This window comes from uncultured Maricaulis sp. (assembly GCF_963976135.1).
Taxonomy (GTDB): Bacteria; Pseudomonadota; Alphaproteobacteria; order Caulobacterales; family Maricaulaceae; genus Maricaulis.
The window spans coordinates 1-20,674 of the sequence record NZ_CAXBKN010000015.1; the positions used below are offsets into that span (position 1 = coordinate 1).

A 20,674-nucleotide genomic window follows, 5' to 3' on the forward strand; every position below is an offset into this window, starting at 1 on the left:
AATTCCAGGACCGCCGTTCCGGATCGCGTCATATCTGGTTTCTCAATTCGGCGTTCGACAAGATCGATCTCGGCGTCGCGCTGACGCGGATCAGCGACCGGGATGCCAGCAAGCCCTTCGCCTTCGTCGTCACACCGAATGTCGATCATCTGGTCCGGCTTGAGACGGATACTGTGCTGGCGACCCTGTATGCCCAGGCCTGGCTGACCGTGTGCGATAGCCGCGTGCTCGAGCTGATCGGCCGTTTTTCCGGCGAGAAGATTGATGTCACGCCGGGCTCCGACTTGACCGCCCGTCTGTTCGAGACGGTGATCGACCCGAACGAAACCATCACGATTATTGGCGCCTCCGGCGATGTGATCGACGCCGTCACGGCGCGTTACGGCCTGACCGATGTGCGTTGGCATGAGCCGCCCATGGGGCTGCGTCACAATCGCGAGGCGCTGGATGATTGCGCCCGCTTCGTCGCTGAAAACCCGGCGCGCTTCATTTTCATGTGCGTCGGTTCGCCGCAACAGGAGCTGGTCGCCGAGGCCTGTCTTGATCGCGGTGATTGCACCGGGCTGGGTCTGTGCGTCGGAGCATCGCTTGATTTCCTCGGCGGCAAGACCGAACGCGCCCCGGCCTGGATGCAACGCTCGCGGCTGGAATGGCTGCACAGGCTGGCCTCCGAGCCTCGCCGCATGTGGCGCCGCTATCTGGTCGATGGGCCGAAAGTTTTCCTGCTATGGCAGCGCTGGCGCAAGGCGCAGCGCGAATTGCTGGCGCTGGAACGCTCGCTCTCCGATCCGCAAAAAGTCCGCGAGCGCGCCCTGCATCAACGGATCCGCGCCCTGGAAGGTCTGTTGCAGGCACCGAAGGCCGATTAGCGCGCTGGCAGGATTGTCTTCTGCCGGGCATCGGCATAGTTTCCCACGCGTGATGGTTCCCTCACGGGATTAATCGAGAAGCCGGTACGGTGGCAACACCCAGTCCGGCGCTGTACCCGCAGCCGTAGGCGGTGAGCGGCGATGCAAGATGCCACTGGGGTGAAATCCGGGAAGGCGCATCGTTCGTGACGACCCGCAAGCCGGAAGACCTGCCATCACCGTCGTCTGTCCGCTCGTGCGGTGTTACACGAGACTGACGCGGTCTATCCGTTTTCTGACGACTCCTGCCACTCGTGCCGGCGTCGTCACGCGCCGGCTCCAAAGCCTTGGAGACGTGCATGCCCGCAATTTTCCACTCCCGACTACTCTGTGCCACCGCCCTGCTGGCCGTCCCGGCCGCCGCCATGGCGCAAGAAACCCGTGCGGAGGAGACGATTTACGTCACCGCCGCGCGCACCCCGCTCGCATCCGACGATGCGACGGCGAGCATTTCCGTGCTCGACACCACCATGATCGAGGCCCGCAGCGGGGTTTTCATCGCCGATATCCTGCGCGCTATCCCCGGCCTGGCCGTGTCGCGTTCCGGTACGGCCGGTGCCCTGACCCAGATCCGCGCCCGCGGATCGGAGGCCAATCATGTTCTGGTCCTGATCGACGGTATCGAAGCGGCGAGCCCCTTCACCGGCGAAGCCGATTTCGCGCACTATGCCTTTGATGATCTGGCCTCGATCGAGGTCGCCCGCGGTGAGCAATCAGCCCTGTGGGGTGCCGACGCGATTGGCGGTGTGATTTCCCTGCGTTCGGCCCGGCCTGAACAGGGGCGCGCAGCCTCGCTGCGAATGGAGGCTGGCTCATTCGGCACGACCCGTCTCAGCGGCCGCCTCGGCAAGGCGTTTGCGCGGGGTTATCTCGCTGCCGGCATTGGCGTATTCGAGACTGACGGCATTGATGTCTCCGGCCTTGGCGGCGAGCGTGATGGCTATTCCAATCGCTCGGCCAATCTCCAGGCCGGACATGAATTGGGGGATGGTCTCAGGATCGAGACGGCCTTGCGCTGGGTCGGCTATGACACCGCCTCCGATGCCGACACGGATTATGATGGCCGGCTCGACAATACCGGTGACACCCGCCGCGGCGACCAGGTACTGGCCCGCGCCGCACTGTCGCTCGACCATGAGGTGGGCGCGCTTGCCCTGGCTCATGAATTCGCGGTGCAGTTCACCGATGATGTCTCGCGCAGTTTCGACGGTGCCAGCCGCACGGCCCTGTCGCAGGGGCAGCGAAGCCAGGCGCACTACCAGCTGACCGGCTTCTGGTCCGCGGGCGAGATCGAACACCGCCTGACCGGTCTGGTCGAGTATGAGCAGGACGAAACCAGCAATGATGCCGGTCCCGGCTCCCTGGCCAATCAGCGCCAGGACCTGTCCAGCTCGGCCTTCGCCTTTGACTATGGACTGGGCCGGGGGTCTTTGGATCTCACCGCGTCGGCGCGGCATGAAAGCAATCGGCGTTTCGAGGATGCGCTCACCTGGCGCGCCGGGCTGGCCTGGTCGTTTGACAGGCTTGGTGGTCGCCTGCGGGTGAGTGGCGGTGAGGGCGTCAAGAATCCGGGCATTTTTGAACTTTTTGGCTATTTCCCGGCCTATTTCATTGGCAATCCGGACTTGAAACCCGAGCGCTCACGCGGTTGGGAACTGGGCTGGGAGCAGGTATTTGCCAGAGGGCGCGGCCATGCCTCGGCGGTCTGGTTCGAGTCGGAGCTGACCGATGAAATCTATACGGATTTCGGGGTGTTTCCGGCCACGGCGAGAAATGCCACCAGCCGGTCCGACCGGTCCGGTCTGGAGCTTGAGGCGGGCTGGGACGTGACCGACACGTTCGCGCTGTTCGGCTCGGCGACCTTGCTGGACAGCGAGCAGGACGGGGCGGCCGAGATCCGGCGCCCCGAACGCCTCGCTTCGCTGACACTCGACTGGCATCCGGACGCGAGCTGGTCCGCCTCGATGACGCTCGATCATACGGGCGAACAGCTCGATACCGATTTCGGCACATTCCAGGATGTGACGCTGGACGCCTATACGCTGGTCGGCGGCCAGTTGCGCTGGCAGGCCCGTCAGGGTGTCGAACTCTATCTGCGCGGGGAAAACCTGCTTGATGAGGACTATCAGGATGTCTTTGGTTATCACACGCCGGGCCGCGGTCTTTATCTCGGCCTGCGTCTTCGCCATGGCTAGTGCCTCATGGGCACCGGCACAGGGAACGGCCCCGCCGCAAGGCGGGGTCGTCTCGGCCTCCTTGTGCGCTGACGCCTATGTGCTGGCACTCGAGCCGGTCGGGGGAGTGAAGGCCCTGTCGTGGCAGGTCGATCAGCCGATTTCGGCGGCTCCGGACTGGGCGCGGCAATTGCCGCGCGCCTGGCCGGACGCCGAGCGGCTATTCGCCCTCGACCCGGGTCTCGTTGTATTTGGCACCGGGGAGGGCGGGCGTGCAAGTGCCATGCTGGAGCGCAGCGGTTACCGCACATCCGAACTCGCCTGGGCTGAGGATTTCGATGGCGTGCGCGCCAATCTTCTGGCGCTTGGCGAAGCGCTGGGGCGGGAAACCGAGGCGGCTGCCGCCGTGCAGACGCTGGATGACCGGCTCGCAGACCTTCAACGGCGTACGGCCCGGCGCGGCGCGGTGCCGAGCGTGGCCTATCTCAGCGCCTCGGGCGGTTCAGCCGGTGCCGGCACTTATGTCGATGCTGCCATCACGGCAGCGGGCGGGCGCAATGCGGCCGCGGAAAGCGGGGTTGCCGGTTGGGGCCGTTCTGACCCGGAACTGGCGCTGACGCTGGAGGCGGATATCATCCTGACCAGTTATTTCACCGACGGCTTCGCCGGTATGCTGAGCCGCGCCACGCGTCACGCCGCCTATCGCCGTCTGCTCGGCAGCGCCGGCCGCGTTGATATTCCCAGCGCCGACTGGCCCTGTGCAGGTCCGCGCCTGATCAATGCGGCCGAGGCGATTGCCGATGCGCTGGACGAATGGGCGCAGCGCTCATGAAACCCCTGTACCTCAATATCCTGCTCGCCGCTGGCCTCCTCACCAGCCTTGCCGCCTCGCTCTTTCTCGGCGATGCGCGGCTGACATTGTCCAGCCTGGGCGATGCCCTCGCCGGGGGCGAAGATCTGCCGGCGCTTCTGATGCGCGAATTACGTTTGCCACGGGCTTTGCTCGGGCTGTTGGTCGGGGCCGGTCTGGGTGGATCGGGCGCGGTGCTGCAGGGGTTCTTCCGCAATCCGCTGGCCGATCCCGGTGTGATCGGGGTTTCGGCCAGTGCCGGGCTGGGCGCCGTGGCGGCGATGTATTTTGGCGTTACGGCGCTGGGCGTGCTGGTCCTGCCCCTGGCGGCAGTCGCCGCAGCCGGGCTTGGCGTGGCATTCCTTCTCTTGTTGGCGGGGCCGCGCGCGAGTGCGACCACACTCATTCTCGCCGGTGTCGCTATCGGTTCGATTGCCACCGCGCTGACGGCATTGCTGATGAATCTCGCGCCCAATCCCTGGGCCCTCGCCGAGATCGCCTATTGGTTGATGGGGTCACTTCAGGATGCCAGCTGGACCGAATTGCGCTTCGCCACGCCGATCGTGCTGACGGGGCTGGGCCTGCTGGCGCTGACGCCGCGGGCGCTGGATGCGCTCAGCCTGGGTGAGGAAAGTGCGCGCAGCCTCGGCATTGATCTCCGGCGTCTGCGCCTGATCGTGGTCGGCGGTACCGCACTCGCTGTCGGTGGCGGCGTGGCCGTGGCCGGCGCGATCGGCTTTGTCGGGCTGGTGGTGCCGCACCTGCTGCGGCCGCTGGTCGGGCATCGGCCAGGTGCGCTCATCCTGCCTTCCATGCTGGGCGGTGCCATATTGATCGAACTCGCGGATCTGGCGACACGATTGGTTTCCGGACCGGGCATGCCGCTCTATCTCGGTGTTCTGACGGCCCTCATCGGCGCACCCTTCTTCCTGTGGCTGGTGCGGTCCTTGCCGGGGAGGGCGGTCTGATGCGCCTGCAATTGTCTTCAGTCGGATTTGACTATCGCGGACGGACGGCTGTCCGGGCGGTCGGATTTGAAGCCTCCGGCGGCGAGATCATCGCGCTGGTGGGGCCGAACGGGGCCGGCAAATCGAGCCTGCTCAGGCTGTGTTCCGGTCTGCTTGAACCGGCCCGGGGCGAGATCGTGCTCGACGGTCTCGACTTGCGGGAGCTGGCGCCTGGTCAGCGGGCCCGGCGGATTGCCTATATGCCGCCGGACGGATCCTCGGCCTGGCCGATGCCGGTGCGCCGGATCGTGGCGCTGGGGCGAGTGCCCCATCTCAAGCCTTTGCGGCGTCTGACCGCCGAGGATGAGGCGGCGATTGATACGGCGCTGGAACGGGCCGGTATCGCCGGTCTCGCCGAACGGCCTTTCGACCAGCTCTCCTCGGGCGAGCGGGCGCGGGTGCTGCTGGCCAGGGCCCTGGCAACCCGGGCCGATCTCATCGTGCTGGACGAGCCGACCGCGGCGCTCGATCCGCGCCATCAGCTTGGTGTGATGGAAATTCTCCGGGCGGAGGCGAACCGCGGCGCCCTGGTGATCGTCGCGGCGCATGCGCTCGATCTCGTCGCGCGCTATGCCGACCGTGCCCTCCTGATGCAGGACGGTCGCATCATGGCGGATGCTCCGCCGGCCCGGAGCCTGTCCGAACCGCACATCGCCGAAGTCTTTGGCGTCGTGGCGCCGGGCGGGATCACGCCGACGCCGCTCCGCCTGGCGGATTAGCCGAAGAGGATTTCCGGCGCGGGCTTGGAGGCGAGCTCGGCCGCTTCCAGCGCTGCCTTGGCAGCCTTGAGGAAGGCGCGGGCGACCGGGCTGTCGCCGAGGGCGGCCGGGTTGCCTTCATCGGATGAGGTGCGCAGCTGCGGGTGAAGCGGGATTTCGCCGAGGAAGGCGACGCCGAGCCGCTCCGCCTCATCCTTGGCGCCGCCATGGCCGAAGATATCGCTATTCTCGCCGCAATGCGGGCAGATGAAGCTGCTCATATTCTCGACAATGCCGAGAATCGGAATGTGGGTCTGTTCGAACATGCCGATCGCCTTGCGGGCATCGTCGAGGGCGAGATCCTGCGGCGTCGAGACGATGACGGCGCCATCGACCGGCAAATCCTGGGCGATGGCCAATTGCGCATCGCCGGTGCCTGGCGGCATGTCGAGGATGAGCACGTCGAGCTCGCCCCAGTCGGTATCGGTCATGAATTGGCGGATCGCGCCCTGCACCATGGGGCCGCGCCAGACCACGGGTGCGCCCGGCTTGATGACAAAGCCGATTGAAACCAGTTTGACGCCGTGGGCGGTGATGGGCTGCACGCCCGCATCATTCTTGCGCAGGCCGGGCGCGTCGGTGATGCCGAACAGGCGCGGCGCCGATGGTCCATAGATATCGGCATCGAGCAGGCCGACTTTCATGCCGTCGCGCGCCAGGGCGACTGCAAGATTGGCGGCGACCGTGGATTTGCCGACTCCGCCCTTGCCGGAGGCGACGGCGATAATACGCCGGGCCGGCTTCTTCACCGCCTTCGCAGCAGGCTTGGGCGGGTGGGCATGGGCATGCTTTTTGGGTTGTTCGCGGTGGGCCGTCATGATGACGCGGGCGCGATTAATCCCCTTGATCGCCGTGACGGCGGTTTCGACCAGCGGGCGCAGGGTTTCGAAATCGACATTGCCGGCCACGGGCGGTGTCAGGACGATGGTGGCCGTATCGCCAGCAACACTGGCCGAATCGACCCGGTCGGCATCGATAATATTGCGGCCGGACTGGCGTTCGGTGACGTTGGTCAGGGCTTTGCGCAGGCGTTCGTCCATCGGGTCCTCCACGGTCTGACGCAGAGATAGGCTTTTGTGACGCCGGCCGAAAGCCTGCTCGCTGATGTTGGAGCCGATCAGGTCATCGAAAGCTGGATATGCACTCTGGGCCGGTGAATTTTGAGGGCGTCCAGATAATCGGCATCCTCGGCCCGGTAGCGGGCCTCCCATTCATCCGCCCGGTTGTCGGCAAGCGGCTGGATCGACGCCTTTTCAGGCAGGAGGGGGGTCGCCGGCAGGCCAAGCAGATTGGCGAGTCGGCGGACGATTCTCTGCGGCCGCTCGACCAGGTCCTCGAAATACAGGCGTTCCGGCTCGATATGGCGGGCACCGAATTCACGCTCCCACATCAATTCCTGGTCGTGCAGCACCTTGATCTGCTGACGGATGGCGTGCGTGTCATAGATCACCGCAGCGCGAACTGCGCGGGCATCATCATTCATCTGGTAGGAGTGCAGCACGCCGGATTGCAGTGCGATATGCATCGAGATTCCCTGCCGCACGATATTGCGGCGGCGCAGGTAGAGATAGCGGACGCTGCGATCCAGAACCGAATCGATATCACCCAGTGCCCGCGCGGCGAGCAGTTGGGCAATACCGTACTCAATCCCGCTCACCCCATTGCCTGATGCGTATTTGGCCATCACCCGGCGGGTGTAGGTCGCGATATCGCCGGCACCGAGGCTGGCGGCCTCTTTCTCGATCAGCGCCAGTGCGAGCCATTCCTCAGGAAAACCGAACGCGTCTGTGTCGCGCAAGAGATAGGCAAGGAATGTGCTCCCGGAGCGCGGCGTCAGGCAGATCGCATAACGGTTTTGCGCCTGACCCGCGTCGAACTCGCTTTGCCCGTCAGGCCGTGCCTTCCCCGAGGTCTGCACGTGGGCGAAGACATCTGCAGGGCGCTCGAAAAGCCGGCATTCGCCAGTAGCGCCGGTCTTCCCGTCGTCCTCGGCCGGACGCCCGGTGGCGGGCTGCTCCGTGTCGGTGGATTTGTCTGATTGGGTCATGGACCAAGGGAACCGGATGGTGGGCGATACTGGGATTGAACCAGTGACCCCTTCGATGTCAACGAAGTGCTCTCCCGCTGAGCTAATCGCCCATCCGTTCAGGGAGCGGAGTATCTAGCGTCCGCTGGCCGGGGAGGCAAGGCACAAATGCGGGTGTATTTCAGCGCGATTACAGTTCGGCGCAAAACAGACCATTCATGCGCCGACCGGGACGTTGATGGCAGCGGGCACCCCCTTGGTCGCCAACCAAACGGAATATGGCTTTTTTACAACAATTGCGGCGGAAATGTGCTGCAGCGGAGGCGGGCGCTTGTCGGATGACGATGCTTCTCGTCATATGGCAGTATCGGTCGGGGTATGCCGACCAGGCGTGTAAGCCCAAATGGGCACAGGCCGAGCATCACAATGACACCAAGAGGGGTAAGATCGTGAACAATATACTGGATCGTGAACGCTTATTGCGTTCCACCATTCTCGCCGGGTTTGCGGCTGTCGGGCTGAGTATTTCGCCTGCAATGGCTCAGGCTCAGAACAATGACCAGGACGAAGAGTCCGAAGAAGCAGAAGAAACAATCGTCGTTACCGGCTCGCGCATCAATCGCAGCTCGTTCACTTCGGTTGCTCCGCTTCAGGTTATCGACTCGGCTGAAATCCGCGATGCCGGCCTGATCGATACCGCGCAAATCCTGCAGACGTCTTCGGTGGCGCAGGGCGTTCAGCTCGACAACACCATCGGTGGCGCATTCGTGACCGACGCCGGTCCAGGTGCCAACACCATCACACTGCGTGGCCTGAACCCGGATCAGACCCTGCTGCTGATCAATGGCCGTCGCGTCGGACCGTCAGGCGTTGAAGGTGCTCCGGCACTCGTCAATGTCGACATCATCCCGACCGATGTCATTCAGCGTATCGATATCCTTCTTGACGGCGCGTCCTCGGTTTACGGCTCTGACGCCGTTGCCGGCGTGGTCAACGTGGTTCTGCGCGATGAGTTTGAAGGCTTCCAGGTCGGAACCTTTATCACTTCGCCGGAACAAGAAGGTGGTGGTTCGCACCGCTGGAGCGTCATGATGGGCGACTCCTCGGAAAACGGCAGCTTCATGTTTGCCGCCGAATACCAGCACCAGGATGCGCTGAAAGTTAATCAGCGTGACTGGAACTATGATCCAGCCGATGGCCTGTATTGCTCGCGCGATCTCGAAATCGCCACGGACGGTTCGCTTCTGTCGGAGTGTGAAGGCTCGATCATCAACCGTGTTCGCCTCTTCACCTATTATGTCGACGGCAATCCAGACCTCGCTTCCTACTTTGCCCACCCGGGCCTGTGGCAGCGCGATGTCTACTCTTCGCCAGGCACCACCAACCTTCCCGGCAATCTGCCAGTTGGCTGGTCGACCGGCGCCAGCACCGACGAAGCCTATCGTTCGTCCTATCTCGACCAGACCACCGACATCGTTCCGGACGCTCAGCGCTACTCGCTGATGTTTACCGGCGATTACACGATGGATCGTTTCCTGGGTCAGGAAAATGTCCGCGCATTCGTCGAGCTGCTGCACAACAATTCGCAAGCGGCCTACAAGTCCGGCTACCACGGCCAGATTTTTCCGGACGTTTCGGCATCCAACCCGTTCAACCCGTTCGGCTATGACGCGGTTCCGATTTTTGCTTCGCCAATCGAGCGCAGCAATATCTCGACCGAGATCCAGTATACCCGCCTGATGATGGGCCTGCAGGGCGATTGGGGCTTTGCTCCTTCTTGGTCGTATGAAGTCTTTGCTGGCTACACGCGTTCCATGGGTTATTCGAGCCGTCCACAAGTTGACGAAAGCCGTCTGCGTGAATCGATCGCGACTTCGCGTATCGATCCAGGCACGGGCGACGTGATCTGCGGATATGACACCACCGATTACGCACTCTTCGGCTTCCTTGATCCGACGGATTGCGTGCCGGTGAACCTGTTCGCTGCCAGCCTGTATCCAAATGACGGAACGTCTTCGCCGCATTTCTCGACGCAAGAAGAGTATGATTTCCTGCGTATCGACCGTACTGCCACCACCACCGTTGATCAGATGATCTTCGGCGGCTTCACCACGGGTCCGTTGTTCAACGTGCCAGCTGGTGAAGTTCAGGGTGTGTTCGGTATGGAATGGCGCCGTGACAGCCTTGACTCCGGTACCGACACTGTCGCGTCCCAGGGCCGTGCTGCCGGTTACTTCGCTGACCGTCGTTCGGTTGGTTCTGCTGAGCTGACCGAGTATTACGGCGAGCTTTCCGTTCCTCTGATCAATGGCCGTCGCTTCTTCGAAGACGTCAGCCTGGAACTGGCCGGTCGCCTGACCGACCATGAATATTACGGTCAGAACAGCACCTACTCGGCTCGTCTTGGTTGGCAGGTCAATGACTTCCTGACCTTCAACGGTACGATTGGTACGTCCTTCCGCGCACCAAACCTGCGTGAGCTCTTCCTGGGCGGCCAGACCGGCTTCTCCAGCGGTTACGCTGATCCTTGCGTGGTCCCGCTGGCTGCCAACACCGGCGGCACCTATGTCGCTGCCGATGATAATCGTGATGCCCAGGTGCTCGCAAACTGCGTCTCCGAAGGCGTTGACCCGACCTCATTGGGTCTGGGCGGGGTTTCCTCGATTGAATCATTCCGGGCCGGTAATCCGGGTCTCGATCCTGAAACTTCCGATGCTTACAGCTTCGGTTTCGTCTTTGAACAACCGTTCACGGACGCTTTCGATGCCTCCATCCGCGTCAGCTACTTCAGTGTCGAAGTCGAGGATTCGATTGCAATCCCGTCGACGGCCTTCTCGCTGGCTCAGTGCTACAACTCGACCAACTTCCCGAATGATCCGTTCTGCGCACGTCGCGAACGCAGCACCGACACCGGCACGCTGCTCTTCGTCGATAACACGCCGTTCAACGTTGCGACCCAAACCACCAATGGTTGGGACTTCAACACGCGGTTCAACAAAGATTTCGACATCTTTGGCGGCTTCAATCTGGATGTGAACTCGACCTTCACCCGCTCTGAGGAAGTTCTGAATCAGACGACGTCTGAATCGGATATCCTCAACTTTGTTGGTGACTGGGGCACTCCTGAAGTACGTGGTTCCGTCAATACACGGGTGACCCGTGGTGATTGGGGCATGCTGTGGCGCGCCCGTTACCTCGGCGAGCAGGCTTCGATCAGCAATGTGGTCGGCACCAACTATGGTGAGCGTCTGCAGGCTGCTTCCGAGCTTGGTGGCGATGCCATCGATAGCGCGGACTCGGTCTGGTACCACGATCTCTCGGTCTCTCTTGACCGCGATACCTGGTCCCTGTCTGTAGGTGTCAACAATCTGCTCGACGACGCTCCTGCGCTCGCCGACCAGGACGCCTCCGGCGCCACACTCGGCACCGGTAACGAACTTCTCGGTTCCGGTTATGATATCATCGGTCGCCGCGTCTTCGTGAACGTGCGCAAGCGCTGGTAGTCTCAAGCCAGACTTGAAATGAGTTGGGGCCCGCTCGAAAGAGCGGGCCCTTTCTTTTTGTCCCCAAAAAAAAGCGCCGCCCGATCGGGCAGCGCTTTCTGTCTGTCGAACTTGGTTCCGGTCAGGCAGCCATCACCCGCGCCACTTCATCGACGAGCTCACGAAGATGAAAGGGCTTGGAGAGCACTTTCGCATTGGTTGGTGCGCCCGACCCCGGATTGAGCGCCACGGCGGCAAAGCCGGTGATAAACATGATTTTCAGCCCCGGATCGACTTCAGCGGCCCGCCGGGCCAATTCGATCCCATCGACGCCTGGCATGACGATATCGGTCAGCAGGAGGTCGAATTGTGAGGCCTTTTCGCCAATGGCATCAAGGCCTTCTTCGCCGTCGGAACAGACGGTGACATCATGACCGGCGCGCTTGAGCGCCTTGGCCAGGAAGTCGCGCATTGAATCATCATCTTCAGCCAGAAGAATTTTGCACATGTTTGGGTCCCACCCTCACGAAAACCGATATTGACGCCATCATACACCGCTAAGGTAAAAGCTCGCTGAACGCGCTGCCGCTTGACCTGCGATGTGCAGCCGCTCAATCTCGCTAGATGACCCTCACACCCCGCACCATGTCCGATTCGCCTGTCGCACAGGGCAATACAGGCGAGGGGAGTGCTGTCAGGCTGGTCCGCCCGGACCCATCGATCGCAAAGCCGCTCATTCTCTCCTCGCCTCATTCAGGACGGGACTATCTGAGCGATTTATGCGCCCAGACATCTGTCCCTGTCGAGCAACTTCGCCGCTCTGAAGATGCCTATGTCGACCAGTTGATCGATGGCGCCGAGGGCAACGGGGCGAGCCTCCTCTATGCGCTCTTTCCGCGCGTCTTCGTCGATGTGAACCGGGCTCGCGGCGAGCTCGACCCCGGCATGTATCGCGACCGCACGGATTTGCACGCCGACCCGCCCTCGCGCCGCGTCGCTTCCGGCCTCGGCGTGATCCCCCGAGTGGGGTCTGCAGGGCAGCAACTCTATCGCCGCCGATTGAACGTCGAGGACGCACACACGCGGCTCGCCCGTTTCTACGAGCCCTACCACCAATCCCTCACTGGATTAATTGCCGAAATCCGGGAGCGCTTCGGCTTCGCTGTTGTCCTGGATATGCATTCCATGCCGGAGCATAGCGCGCCGGGCGTCGACTTCGTCCTGGGGGACCGCCATGGCCAGTCCTGCGATCCGCGCATCACCGCCGCGATTGAGGCGGGATTGCGGGGCCAGGGATTCGTTACAGTTCGGAACACTCCCTATGCCGGCGGACATACCACGGAGTATTATGGCAAACCCGAAACGGGTGTCCACGTCGTCCAGATCGAGATCAATCGCGGTCTCTACCTGCATGAATCGAGGGTCACGCCCAATCCGGACTTCGAAGGTTTTCGTGCTAAAATACAACTGTTTATCAAAGGATTCGTCAGCCAGAAGCCGGCGGTGACGACCTTGTCATAATCATGCCCATATAAGGCGAGCATGATGGCTACGCTTCGCGCGGCACGCGCTTTGCTCTCGTCTCAGGTGAGCGTCCCACAGCGGCGCACTTCAACAGGCGAAGAATGGGCGGCACACGATTATGACAAATGATATCGACCTTCACGTTGGGAAACGTTTGCGGCGCCGGCGCCGGCTCCTGGGCCTGACCCAGCAACAGCTGGCCGAGTCCGTCGGGATCCGTTTTCAGCAGATCCAGAAATATGAATGCGGCGCCAACCGCGTCAGTGCCAGCCGATTGTTCGAACTCGCAGAGTCGCTCGACGTCCCCGTACAGTATTTCTATGAGGGCCTGTCAAATCGCGACGAGGTTGCCGGTGAAGGCCATCTCGCCGCCGACGTGCTCTCGCAAAAGGAAACGGTCGATCTGATCCGGGCCTATTACCGTCTCGGTGAGCGACCGCGCAAACGTTTGCTCGAGCTGGCCAAATCACTGGAGCCCGAGGAAGCCGCCAATGACGCAGCTGCCTGAGGACGGGCACGCGCTTCAGCCAGGCTGGTGCGGATGACGCCGTCATGATAGGCGCATCCGCATGTCCTATTCCCAGTATCAGGCGGATCTAGAGATCGCCATCCGCGTGGCGGATGCGGCGCGTTCAGCGATCGCACCCTATTTCCGGCAAGCCCTGCAGGTCGAGAACAAGCTCGCCGGTGGTTTCGACCCGGTAACGGCTGCTGACCGCGCTTCGGAAATGGCGATGCGGGCCGTGCTCGCCGAGCTCGCACCCGATGACGGCATTCTCGGCGAGGAGCTTCCTGACCAGCCTTCGCGCAATGGCCGGCAATGGGTGCTGGACCCGATCGATGGCACGCGCGCCTTCATTGCGGGCCTGCCCACCTGGACGGTCCTGATCGCACTTTCAGAAAACCGGCGCCCGCGCATCGGTTTGATCGACCAGCCGCATATCGGTGAGCGTTTTACCGGCTGGCCCGGTGGCGCGAGCTATTCGAGGGGCGGGCAATCCCTGCCGATTTCCACGCGAAAGACCGCCCTACTGGCAGACGCCATTCTGGCCACCACTGATGCTTTCCTGTTCCAGGGCGCCGAATGGCAGGCTTTCGATGGTCTGCGGCAAGCAGTGCGCTTGTCGCGTTATGGCTATGACGCCTACGCTTACGCCATGCTCGCACAGGGCGGGGTCGATCTGGTAGTCGAGAGTGCGCTGCAGCCCTATGACGTCCAGGCCCTGATCCCCGTGGTCCAGGGCGCGGGCGGCGTGATTACCAATTGGCGCGGCGGGGATTGCAGTGGTGGCGGCCAGGTTCTGGCAGCGGCTCACCCGGGCCTGCATGCCGAGGCGCTTGCCTGGCTGCGCGCGGCTGCCCTCTAGGAATCCAGAAGAACCCGGACCGGTGCGCGGCCGAACACCAGATGATCCACATCGCGCAGATTGCGATCATTGGGGCGGTAGACTGCCTGACTCTCCTGCACGATCAGCGGAGTGCGACTTCCATCGGCATGCACCGCCCATGCCGCCGGTGCGGCGCCGTCGAACAGGAAGACAAGGGTTTTGAAGGATGGCGCGAACAACGCCGCCACACCGCCAACGCTGCGCATGGCTTGATTGGCCTGCTCCAGTGCCAGCAATGTGTCGAGACGGGCGATTTCCTCACCCAGTTCCAGACTGGCCTGGAATGACAGGCTCACCGACATACCACCCTGTGGTTGATTGACCCAGGCTATGGGCTCGGCGGCGAGAACGCTCAGATCCGGTGGGTTGAGGACCTGGCCACCGGCATCGAGTACAAGCTCGGATTCGCCCGCACCATTCTCATACCAAATGCGAATCTCCTCGGCCGGAACGCTGCGGCTCGAGCCGATGACATAGGCCAGGGTGAAGTGACTGCGATCGGTGGCGGGCAGGCTAAGATATTCCTGCCAATGCGGAAACAGGCGGGCCAGCGGCCCGACCTCACGCGCCTCCGATTGGCCAGCGGCACTGGAAACCAGCAACGCGGCCATCAGAAGCGCGAAACCCATTTCAGTCAGTTGCTTCATTCAGCGGGCTCGGCCGGTGCTGTTTCGGGTTTTCTGAACAGCAGCGTCATGCGGTCGCTTTCGCCGATCGCGTCATAATGCGCCCGGTCGAAATCTGCCGCGACCGCCTCACCATTACCGGAAGAGCGTCCCACGGGCGGCAAGGTCCAGACACCGAAGGGGTGGTCGGCGGTGTCGGCAGGGTTGGCATTGACCTCGGAGGTCGCGACCAGCTCAAACCCGGCCTCTTCCGCCATGGCGATCACATAGGCCTGCTGGACATAGCCGGACCGGGCCTGGGGATCCTGCTCACGGGTTGAGGGCAGGCGGTGGTCAACGACGCCGAGCAAGCCGCCGGGCCGTAGTGCCGCGTGAAAATCATCAAAGGCGCGCTCGGCATAGCCGAACATCATCCAGTTGTGGACATTGCGGAAGGTCAGCACCGCATCGACCGTGCCGGGTTCCACCAGTGGACCGCTGTTCTGACCGAAATCGACCATCCGGACATTGCCGAAGATGTCATGATCACTGACATGCGCCTCGAAGCCCGCCCGCGAATTGCGCCGTGAGGCGCTTTCCGAACTCAGGGGGAAATGCGCGGCAATATACTGCCCGCCATTGGCGGCGATCCAGGGGGCGAGAATGTCGGCATACCAGCCGCTTCCAGGCCAGACCTCAATGATGGTGCTCGTTGGGTCGATGCCGAAAAATTCAAGGGTTTCCAGAGGGTGGCGTTGCGAATCGCGGTCGGAATCGTCGCCGCGCCAATCGCCGGCCAGCACATTGGCGAGGGCTGTCATTTCGGGTGTTGCTGCAAGCGCCTCATCGGAGGCGGCCTCGGTCTCGACCTGCGCCTCGCTGGCAGGGAGTTCGCTTTCGACCGGCTCGATCGCCGGGTCGCTGCAAGCTGTGACAAGCAGTATCGAGGCCGCGATGACCCCAAGCGGGAAATTCTGATTCATGATTTCTCTCCGGCAGCAGGATGAACACTCCTAGAGAAGGCGCGCCGGCATGGCAATCGTTCGCGCCTCCGGCAGGGCTTGCAGCGGTGATAATCAGTTCCCATCTGGGTAATGCGAGCCGCCGTTACGGGGTTCGCGACCCGGTTGCGGCCCGTTGGCGCAATCAGGGTTGGCTCAACGCTGGCAAGCGGTTTGCCAGTCGGCCTTGTCGCTCAATAAGAGGATAAGTTGAGATGAGAACTGTTGATTTTACCCCCCTTTATCGCTCGATCGTCGGTTTTGACCGTCTGGCGGACATGATGGATTCTGCGACCAAGATTGAATCGCAAGGCTATCCCCCTTTCAACATCCAGCATCTGGACGAGAATGAGTATCTCATCGAGCTCGCCGTCGCTGGATTTGGCGAAGCGGATCTGACTGTCGAGGTCCAGGAGAATATCCTGACCATCGCCGGCAAAATCGTGGAGAAGGATGACACCGAATCCCGTCGTTTCCTGCATCGAGGCATTGCCGAGCGCGCATTCGAGCGCCGCTTCCATCTGGCCGATCATGTCGAGGTGGCCGACGCCGAATTGCTGAACGGGCTGCTGACCGTGCGTCTTGTTCGCGAAATTCCTGAAGCGGCCAAGCCGCGCAAGATCGCGATTTCCGATGTGTCTGGAAAATCGAACGCGCGGCTGATCGAAACCCGCAAGACCAAGGCGGCTTGATCTTTCCCACGCACGAATCTGAAATACCCCTCCGAAATTGGGCGGCGAACCCCGGTTCGCCGCCCTTCTTTTTTCGGTTCAGGGTGTTTCGCTGTCAGGCGGCGTGAACATCGACGGCACCGTCGATCGCCTCGACATTTTCCAGGAAATCCGTGTCGAGGGTCGCGCCTGTGAAGCATGAGCCGCTGAAGCGGGCCTTGCGGACATTGGCGCCGTCCAGCCGAGAATAGGAGAAATCGGCGCCCGTGGCCTTGGCCTGGCGCAAATCCACACCGCGAAGATCGGCGTAGCGTGCCTTGCTTCCGGCCAGGGATGCGGGGAGCATCCGGTCACCGTCGAGCACGAGTGGGCCGAACTGGCAGTCGCGCAGATCAGCATTGGACAGGTTGGCCCCGGTCAGGTCGGCGCCGCGCAAATCGGCACCGCGCAGGCAGACCATGCGCAGATCAGCGCGCTCCAGCCGGGCCCCCTGCAATTGCGCGCCCTCCAGATCGAGTCCGTATAGCGTCGCCCCTCGTGCGTGGAAGGCCGTCAACGTCTTGCCGGCGAGCGAGTGGAGGCCGCGCAGATCCATACCGTCAAACAGCGAGGGCTTGCCCTCGCGGCCATTGGTTTCGCACCAGGTCACGTGAGCGGAGATCTGGTCGGCCACCGGGTTTTCCAGGGTATTCGGATCGATGCCAACGGCCGCATTCGTCAGCGCGCCATCGGTCTTCATGCCTTCGGTCTTCGCCATGGTCGTCTTGACGCCGACCATCACGCTGTCGGTGAAATCAACGCCGGTCAGGTCGGCACCTGACAGGTCGGCGCCCTCCAGATTGGCACCATGAAAGGATGAGCCGCGCAGATTGGCCCGGATCATCCGGGCACCCAGCAGGACCGCATCCGTGAAATCGGCGGTCTGGGCCGTCATACCGGCCATTTTCGATCCCGACAGATTGGCCCCGGTGAAGTTTGCCTTGCCGGCGTCACTTTGCTGCGCCGAATGAGTGAGGATGGCGAGGCCTTTCTCCTTGTCGACCTGGGCAATGGCGCCTTCGCGCAGATCGGCTTCAGTCATGTCGGCGCCGGTCAGGTTGGCGCCGCGCATGATGGCTCCGCGCAAATCCGCCCGTCGCAGACACGCACCCTCAAGCGAGGCGCGGCGCAGATCGGCGGCGAAGAAGGTCGCGCTATTGAGCGTGGCTCCGGACAGATTGGCGCCACGCAGCACCGCGCCGCTGAAATCCGCGTCGGACAATTCGCGATTGGAAAGGTTGAGGTTTTCCAGAATTGTGTAGGCGAAATTGGCCCGCGCGCCGCCAGAGCGGCCTGACCATAGCCGCTCATGCCGGTCGCAGATCTGGTCAACCTGCGTCTGGTCGAGTCGGGTGTGCTCGATTTTCTGGCCGGCCATGCGTTCAACCCGGTTGGTTAGGACACTGACCCATCAAGCTAATCAAGGAGTGTTAACGGGCGGTATGAGCTTCTGTGGCAGGGGTCTGCACCAAACCGGCCTCGATCAGGCAGGCCGCGAGCGCACTGCCCGGTGTCACGCAGACCCGATTCATCCCGGCCTGGCCGAGGCGATCCAGTTCCGCTGCGGGCGCGCGCATGGCCGCTGGCGTCAGGGCGGCGTCATAGCGGGCGGGATTGGCGTCGAGATAGACGAGGGGTTGGCCTGTGCGCAAACGATGGAAGAAGCCCGCATAGAGCCGGGCCGCTTCGCTCTCGCGCAATCCGGTCTCGACACTGATGCCCGCATCGCGCAGCCGGGCCATGCCGCGACCGGCGACCTTCGGGTGTTCGTCCAGACAGCCAATCAGGACCGTTCCGACACCGGCCGTGACGAGCGCGTCGGCGCAGGGCGGCGTCTGGCCCTGAAAGGCGCAAGGTTCCAGGGTCACATAGGCGCGGCCTGACCGTGCCAGCTCGCCGGCGCGATCGAGCGCCTGGCGTTCGGCATGCGGTCGGCCGCCATCGGCGGTGGCGCCCCACCCGACGATGCTTCCGTCGCTGACAATGATGCAGCCGACTGCGGGATTGGGGGCGGTCCGTCCGAGCTGCGCCCGGGCGAGCGCCAGTGCGGCATCCATGAAGCGATAGTCGGCGGACGTGAACATGACTCAGGGCAGGGGCGGCAGGGGTCTGGCGCGCTCGGGGTCGAGATAGCGGGCCGCGACTGGCTTGAGGTCGTCGTCGGACAGGTCGATCAGCAGGGGATTGCCTGTCGGCACCTCGATATCAATAATATCGTGGTCATTGACCTCGAACAGAAACTTGATCAGGGCACGCAGGCTGTTGCCATGCGCGGCAATGATGACATTTTCCCCGGCGGCCAGACGCGGCGCGATCATACCTTCCCAGACAGGTTCGACGCGCTCGAGCGTCATCTTGAGCGATTCCGAATTCGGGAGCAGGGCGGCCGGCACGTGTTTGTAGCGCTCATCCTTCGCGGGATGCTGCGGGTCATCTTCCGACAAGGGCGGCGGCGGCGTATCAAAGGAACGGCGCCAGATCTTGACCTGGGCGTCGCCATGCTTGGCTCGGGTTTCATCCTTGTCGAGCCCGGCCAGTGCGCCGTAGTGGCGTTCATTGAGCCGCCAGGATTTCTCGACCGGGATCCAGATCCGGCCCAAGCCTTCAAGGCTGAAATTCATGGTCCGGATGGCTCGTGTCAGGACCGAGGTGAATGCGCGATCCGGCTTGAAACCGGCCTGGGTTAGCAGCTCGCCCGCACGGCGGGCCTGGTCGACGCCCTCATCGGTGAGATCGACATCGACCCATCCGGTGAACCGGTTTTGCCGGTTCCACTCGCTCTGGCCGTGGCGGATTAGGGCGAGTTGCGGCATCGCGGAATCTCCTTGGGTGTCGTGATCGCAAAGCGATAGCCCGGCTGCAACTCGCGGGCAAGGATTCGCCGCTGTCGCGGCCTGCGGTGGATGATTTCGATACACTTGACAGGCGAGTTGTGTTATTCTGACTCTCGTCAGAGTAGAGGGTTGGGCAAGAGTCGCGGCTCACCTGACGCGTGTATGCCCAGCCCGGTGGCGATAAGGGGTTCGGTCCCGCACCCCCCTGCGGAGTTCCGGACCTGCTTTCGCCCAACCTGCCGCGCACGTCCCTTTCCGGGACGTGCGCGGTTCTGTTATGGAGGCGGGGAATATCCCTTCGCCATTCGGGAATCCGGCATGACTGATTTCGACCCCGTCGCTTCGGCACGACGCGTCATAGCGCTTGAACGAGATGGTCTCGATGCGCTCATCCTGTCCGTGAACGGCGCCTTTTCGGCGACGATTGAACGGCTGGGAAAGATTGGCGGACGCCTGATCTGTTCCGGTGTCGGCAAGTCGGGCCACGTCGCGCGCAAGATTGCGGCGACCCTCGCCTCGACTGGCACGCTGGCCTATTACGTCCATCCGACCGAGGCCAGCCATGGCGATCTCGGAATGATCACTCCCGACGATGCCGTGCTGGCGCTGTCGAAATCGGGTGAAACCCGGGAGCTGGGCGATCTGATCGCCTATTGCCGCCGTTTCTCCGTTCCGCTGATCGGCATGACAAGCCAGGCCGAGAGCACGCTGGCGCGGGCGGCTGACTACAAGCTGATTATTCCGGATGCGCCGGAAGCATGCGGCGAGACCCGGGCACCGACGACTTCGACCACATTGATGATGGCGCTGGGTGATGCGTTGGCGGTTGCCCTGCTGGAACAACGCGGCTTCACGGCCGCGGATTTCAAGACATTTCATCCCGGCGGCGCATTGGGAGCCGCGCTGGCAACGGCTGCCGATATCATGCATGCCGGCGAGGCCATGCCCTTGATCACGCGAACGGCGCTGGTGAGCGACGTGCTGATTGAAATGACGGTGAAGAGCTTCGGATGTGCCGGTATTCTCGACGAGTCAGGCTGCCTGGTCGGAATAATCACTGATGGCGATCTGCGGCGGCATATGGGTGCTGACCTGATTGAAAAGACAGCGCAATCCGTGATGACCCCCAATCCGAAAACGGGCGCACCGGGCATGCTTGCAGCCGATGCGCTGCGCGAGATGACGGCCGGGGCGGCGAAAATCATGCAACTCTTTATCGTTGATGCGGACAACCGGCCTCAAGGCATACTGCACCTGCATGATCTGCTTCGCGCAGGGCTGAAATAGCTGCCGGTTTCGGGCCCGGGCGCTTGCGAGTCTGGCCCTTTGCTGTCCGCTTGCGGTATCATTGCCGCAAATGACCCCTTGAGGCGCTGTATTCCTGCTGCATCCCCCCGCATAATCAGG

General features: G+C 62.7%; 19 protein-coding genes, 1 tRNA gene and 1 riboswitch. Of the genes, 11 read left to right on the forward strand and 9 right to left on the reverse strand.

Features of this window, described 5'->3' with window-relative positions; translation table 11 throughout:
• The 5 genes from AAC023_RS03450 to AAC023_RS03470 form a co-directional block, all read left to right on the forward strand.
• Positions 1 to 869, forward strand: an 869-nt coding sequence (locus AAC023_RS03450) for a WecB/TagA/CpsF family glycosyltransferase (RefSeq protein ID WP_339738152.1), incomplete at its 5' end; no start/stop codon positions are given.
• A 36-nt stretch (positions 870 to 905) separates the two neighbouring features.
• Positions 906 to 1,101: riboswitch (cobalamin riboswitch) on the forward strand.
• Positions 1,102 to 1,207: 106 nt separating this feature from the next.
• Entirely contained in the window at positions 1,208 to 3,103 is a 1,896-nt protein-coding gene (locus tag AAC023_RS03455; protein WP_339738154.1) for a TonB-dependent receptor, read from the forward strand.
• Entirely contained in the window at positions 3,096 to 3,914 is an 819-nt protein-coding gene (locus AAC023_RS03460) for an ABC transporter substrate-binding protein (protein ID WP_339738156.1), read from the forward strand. The genes AAC023_RS03455 and AAC023_RS03460 overlap by 8 nt, the downstream gene beginning before the upstream one ends.
• Positions 3,911 to 4,900, forward strand: coding sequence for an iron ABC transporter permease (locus AAC023_RS03465; RefSeq protein WP_339738158.1), 990 nt, complete (start codon positions 3,911 to 3,913; stop codon positions 4,898 to 4,900). The genes AAC023_RS03460 and AAC023_RS03465 overlap by 4 nt, the downstream gene beginning before the upstream one ends.
• Positions 4,900 to 5,658, forward strand: a complete 759-nt coding sequence (locus AAC023_RS03470) for an ABC transporter ATP-binding protein (protein ID WP_339738160.1) — start codon at positions 4,900 to 4,902, stop codon at positions 5,656 to 5,658. The genes AAC023_RS03465 and AAC023_RS03470 overlap by 1 nt, the downstream gene beginning before the upstream one ends.
• Here the strand turns inward: AAC023_RS03470 and AAC023_RS03475 are convergent.
• The 3 genes from AAC023_RS03475 to AAC023_RS03485 form a co-directional block, all read right to left on the reverse strand.
• Positions 5,655 to 6,737: an Mrp/NBP35 family ATP-binding protein gene (locus AAC023_RS03475; RefSeq protein WP_339738162.1), complete on the reverse strand. Its 1,083-nt coding sequence runs from the start codon at positions 6,735 to 6,737 to the stop codon at positions 5,655 to 5,657. The two genes, AAC023_RS03470 and AAC023_RS03475, sit on opposite strands and share 4 nt — an antisense overlap.
• A 77-nt stretch (positions 6,738 to 6,814) precedes the next feature.
• Positions 6,815 to 7,744: a Stf0 family sulfotransferase gene (locus AAC023_RS03480; RefSeq protein ID WP_339738164.1), complete on the reverse strand. Its 930-nt coding sequence runs from the start codon at positions 7,742 to 7,744 to the stop codon at positions 6,815 to 6,817.
• Positions 7,745 to 7,761: 17 nt separating this feature from the next.
• Positions 7,762 to 7,836, reverse strand: a tRNA-Val gene (locus AAC023_RS03485).
• Positions 7,837 to 8,061: 225 nt separating this feature from the next.
• Between AAC023_RS03485 and AAC023_RS03490 the strand changes: the two genes are divergently transcribed.
• Positions 8,062 to 11,226: a TonB-dependent receptor gene (locus AAC023_RS03490; RefSeq protein ID WP_339738166.1), complete on the forward strand. Its 3,165-nt coding sequence runs from the start codon at positions 8,062 to 8,064 to the stop codon at positions 11,224 to 11,226.
• A gap of 121 nt (positions 11,227 to 11,347) precedes the next feature.
• On the opposite strand, the gene AAC023_RS03495 is transcribed toward AAC023_RS03490, so the two are convergent.
• Positions 11,348 to 11,713 carry a response regulator gene (locus AAC023_RS03495; RefSeq protein WP_339738168.1) on the reverse strand — a complete coding sequence of 122 codons (366 nt, stop codon included), beginning with the start codon at positions 11,711 to 11,713 and terminating at the stop codon, positions 11,348 to 11,350.
• A gap of 116 nt (positions 11,714 to 11,829) precedes the next feature.
• Here AAC023_RS03495 and AAC023_RS03500 point away from each other — a divergent pair, with 116 nt between their 5' ends.
• The 3 genes from AAC023_RS03500 (at position 11,830) to hisN (ending at position 14,096) form a co-directional block, all read left to right on the forward strand.
• Positions 11,830 to 12,726 carry an N-formylglutamate amidohydrolase gene (locus AAC023_RS03500; RefSeq protein ID WP_339738170.1) on the forward strand — a complete coding sequence of 299 codons (897 nt, stop codon included), beginning with the start codon at positions 11,830 to 11,832 and terminating at the stop codon, positions 12,724 to 12,726.
• A 157-nt stretch (positions 12,727 to 12,883) separates the two neighbouring features.
• Entirely contained in the window at positions 12,884 to 13,237 is a 354-nt protein-coding gene (locus tag AAC023_RS03505; RefSeq protein WP_339738172.1) for a helix-turn-helix transcriptional regulator, read from the forward strand.
• 61 nt (positions 13,238 to 13,298) lie between these two features.
• Positions 13,299 to 14,096: a histidinol-phosphatase gene (gene hisN / locus AAC023_RS03510; protein ID WP_339738174.1), complete on the forward strand. Its 798-nt coding sequence runs from the start codon at positions 13,299 to 13,301 to the stop codon at positions 14,094 to 14,096.
• On the opposite strand, the gene AAC023_RS03515 is transcribed toward hisN, so the two are convergent.
• Both AAC023_RS03515 and AAC023_RS03520 read right to left on the reverse strand, forming a co-directional pair.
• A complete protein-coding gene (locus AAC023_RS03515) occupies positions 14,093 to 14,764 on the reverse strand; it encodes a hypothetical protein (RefSeq protein WP_339738176.1) in 672 nt (223 codons plus the stop codon). The genes hisN and AAC023_RS03515 overlap by 4 nt on opposite strands.
• The gene (locus AAC023_RS03520) at positions 14,761 to 15,705 is read right to left on the reverse strand and encodes a methyltransferase (RefSeq protein ID WP_339738178.1); all 945 of its coding nucleotides are present in this window, start codon (positions 15,703 to 15,705) and stop codon (positions 14,761 to 14,763) included. Before AAC023_RS03520 ends, AAC023_RS03515 begins: the two co-directional genes overlap by 4 nt.
• Before the next feature lie 233 nt (positions 15,706 to 15,938).
• On the opposite strand from AAC023_RS03520, the gene AAC023_RS03525 reads away from it, so the two are divergent.
• Positions 15,939 to 16,415 carry an Hsp20 family protein gene (locus tag AAC023_RS03525; protein ID WP_339738180.1) on the forward strand — a complete coding sequence of 159 codons (477 nt, stop codon included), beginning with the start codon at positions 15,939 to 15,941 and terminating at the stop codon, positions 16,413 to 16,415.
• 94 nt (positions 16,416 to 16,509) lie between these two features.
• Here the strand turns inward: AAC023_RS03525 and AAC023_RS03530 are convergent, their stop codons facing one another.
• The 3 genes from AAC023_RS03530 to gpmA are packed head-to-tail and all read right to left on the reverse strand — an operon-like array spanning position 16,510 to position 19,246.
• Positions 16,510 to 17,811: a pentapeptide repeat-containing protein gene (locus tag AAC023_RS03530; RefSeq protein ID WP_339738182.1), complete on the reverse strand. Its 1,302-nt coding sequence runs from the start codon at positions 17,809 to 17,811 to the stop codon at positions 16,510 to 16,512.
• Positions 17,812 to 17,863: 52 nt separating this feature from the next.
• Positions 17,864 to 18,517, reverse strand: a complete 654-nt coding sequence (gene ribD / locus AAC023_RS03535; RefSeq protein WP_339738184.1) for a bifunctional diaminohydroxyphosphoribosylaminopyrimidine deaminase/5-amino-6-(5-phosphoribosylamino)uracil reductase RibD — start codon at positions 18,515 to 18,517, stop codon at positions 17,864 to 17,866.
• Positions 18,518 to 18,520: 3 nt separating this feature from the next.
• A complete protein-coding gene (gene gpmA / locus AAC023_RS03540; RefSeq protein ID WP_339738186.1) occupies positions 18,521 to 19,246 on the reverse strand; it encodes a 2,3-diphosphoglycerate-dependent phosphoglycerate mutase in 726 nt (241 codons plus the stop codon).
• Between the two features lie 339 nt (positions 19,247 to 19,585).
• On the opposite strand from gpmA, the gene AAC023_RS03545 reads away from it, so the two are divergent.
• Entirely contained in the window at positions 19,586 to 20,554 is a 969-nt protein-coding gene (locus tag AAC023_RS03545; protein ID WP_339738188.1) for a KpsF/GutQ family sugar-phosphate isomerase, read from the forward strand.
• Positions 20,555 to 20,674: the final 120 nt, after the last annotated feature.

What these genes read in the sequence shown, in the direction of transcription:
- AAC023_RS03495 (WP_339738168.1), bottom strand. Translation starts at nt 11,713, where the DNA reads ATGTGCAAAATTCTTCTGGCTGAAGATGATGATTCAATGCGCGACTTC.
- AAC023_RS03490 (WP_339738166.1), top strand. Translation starts at nt 8,062, where the DNA reads ATGACGATGCTTCTCGTCATATGGCAGTATCGGTCGGGGTATGCCGAC.
- AAC023_RS03480 (WP_339738164.1), bottom strand. Translation starts at nt 7,744, where the DNA reads ATGACCCAATCAGACAAATCCACCGACACGGAGCAGCCCGCCACCGGG.
- AAC023_RS03500 (WP_339738170.1), top strand. Translation starts at nt 11,830, where the DNA reads ATGACCCTCACACCCCGCACCATGTCCGATTCGCCTGTCGCACAGGGC.
- AAC023_RS03455 (WP_339738154.1), top strand. Translation starts at nt 1,208, where the DNA reads ATGCCCGCAATTTTCCACTCCCGACTACTCTGTGCCACCGCCCTGCTG.
- AAC023_RS03470 (WP_339738160.1), top strand. Translation starts at nt 4,900, where the DNA reads ATGCGCCTGCAATTGTCTTCAGTCGGATTTGACTATCGCGGACGGACG.
- AAC023_RS03530 (WP_339738182.1), bottom strand. Translation starts at nt 17,811, where the DNA reads ATGGCCGGCCAGAAAATCGAGCACACCCGACTCGACCAGACGCAGGTT.
- hisN (WP_339738174.1), top strand. Translation starts at nt 13,299, where the DNA reads ATGTCCTATTCCCAGTATCAGGCGGATCTAGAGATCGCCATCCGCGTG.
- AAC023_RS03460 (WP_339738156.1), top strand. Translation starts at nt 3,096, where the DNA reads ATGGCTAGTGCCTCATGGGCACCGGCACAGGGAACGGCCCCGCCGCAA.
- AAC023_RS03525 (WP_339738180.1), top strand. Translation starts at nt 15,939, where the DNA reads ATGAGAACTGTTGATTTTACCCCCCTTTATCGCTCGATCGTCGGTTTT.
- AAC023_RS03520 (WP_339738178.1), bottom strand. Translation starts at nt 15,705, where the DNA reads ATGAATCAGAATTTCCCGCTTGGGGTCATCGCGGCCTCGATACTGCTT.
- AAC023_RS03465 (WP_339738158.1), top strand. Translation starts at nt 3,911, where the DNA reads ATGAAACCCCTGTACCTCAATATCCTGCTCGCCGCTGGCCTCCTCACC.
- gpmA (WP_339738186.1), bottom strand. Translation starts at nt 19,246, where the DNA reads ATGCCGCAACTCGCCCTAATCCGCCACGGCCAGAGCGAGTGGAACCGG.
- AAC023_RS03545 (WP_339738188.1), top strand. Translation starts at nt 19,586, where the DNA reads ATGACTGATTTCGACCCCGTCGCTTCGGCACGACGCGTCATAGCGCTT.
- AAC023_RS03475 (WP_339738162.1), bottom strand. Translation starts at nt 6,737, where the DNA reads ATGGACGAACGCCTGCGCAAAGCCCTGACCAACGTCACCGAACGCCAG.
- AAC023_RS03515 (WP_339738176.1), bottom strand. Translation starts at nt 14,764, where the DNA reads ATGAAGCAACTGACTGAAATGGGTTTCGCGCTTCTGATGGCCGCGTTG.
- ribD (WP_339738184.1), bottom strand. Translation starts at nt 18,517, where the DNA reads ATGTTCACGTCCGCCGACTATCGCTTCATGGATGCCGCACTGGCGCTC.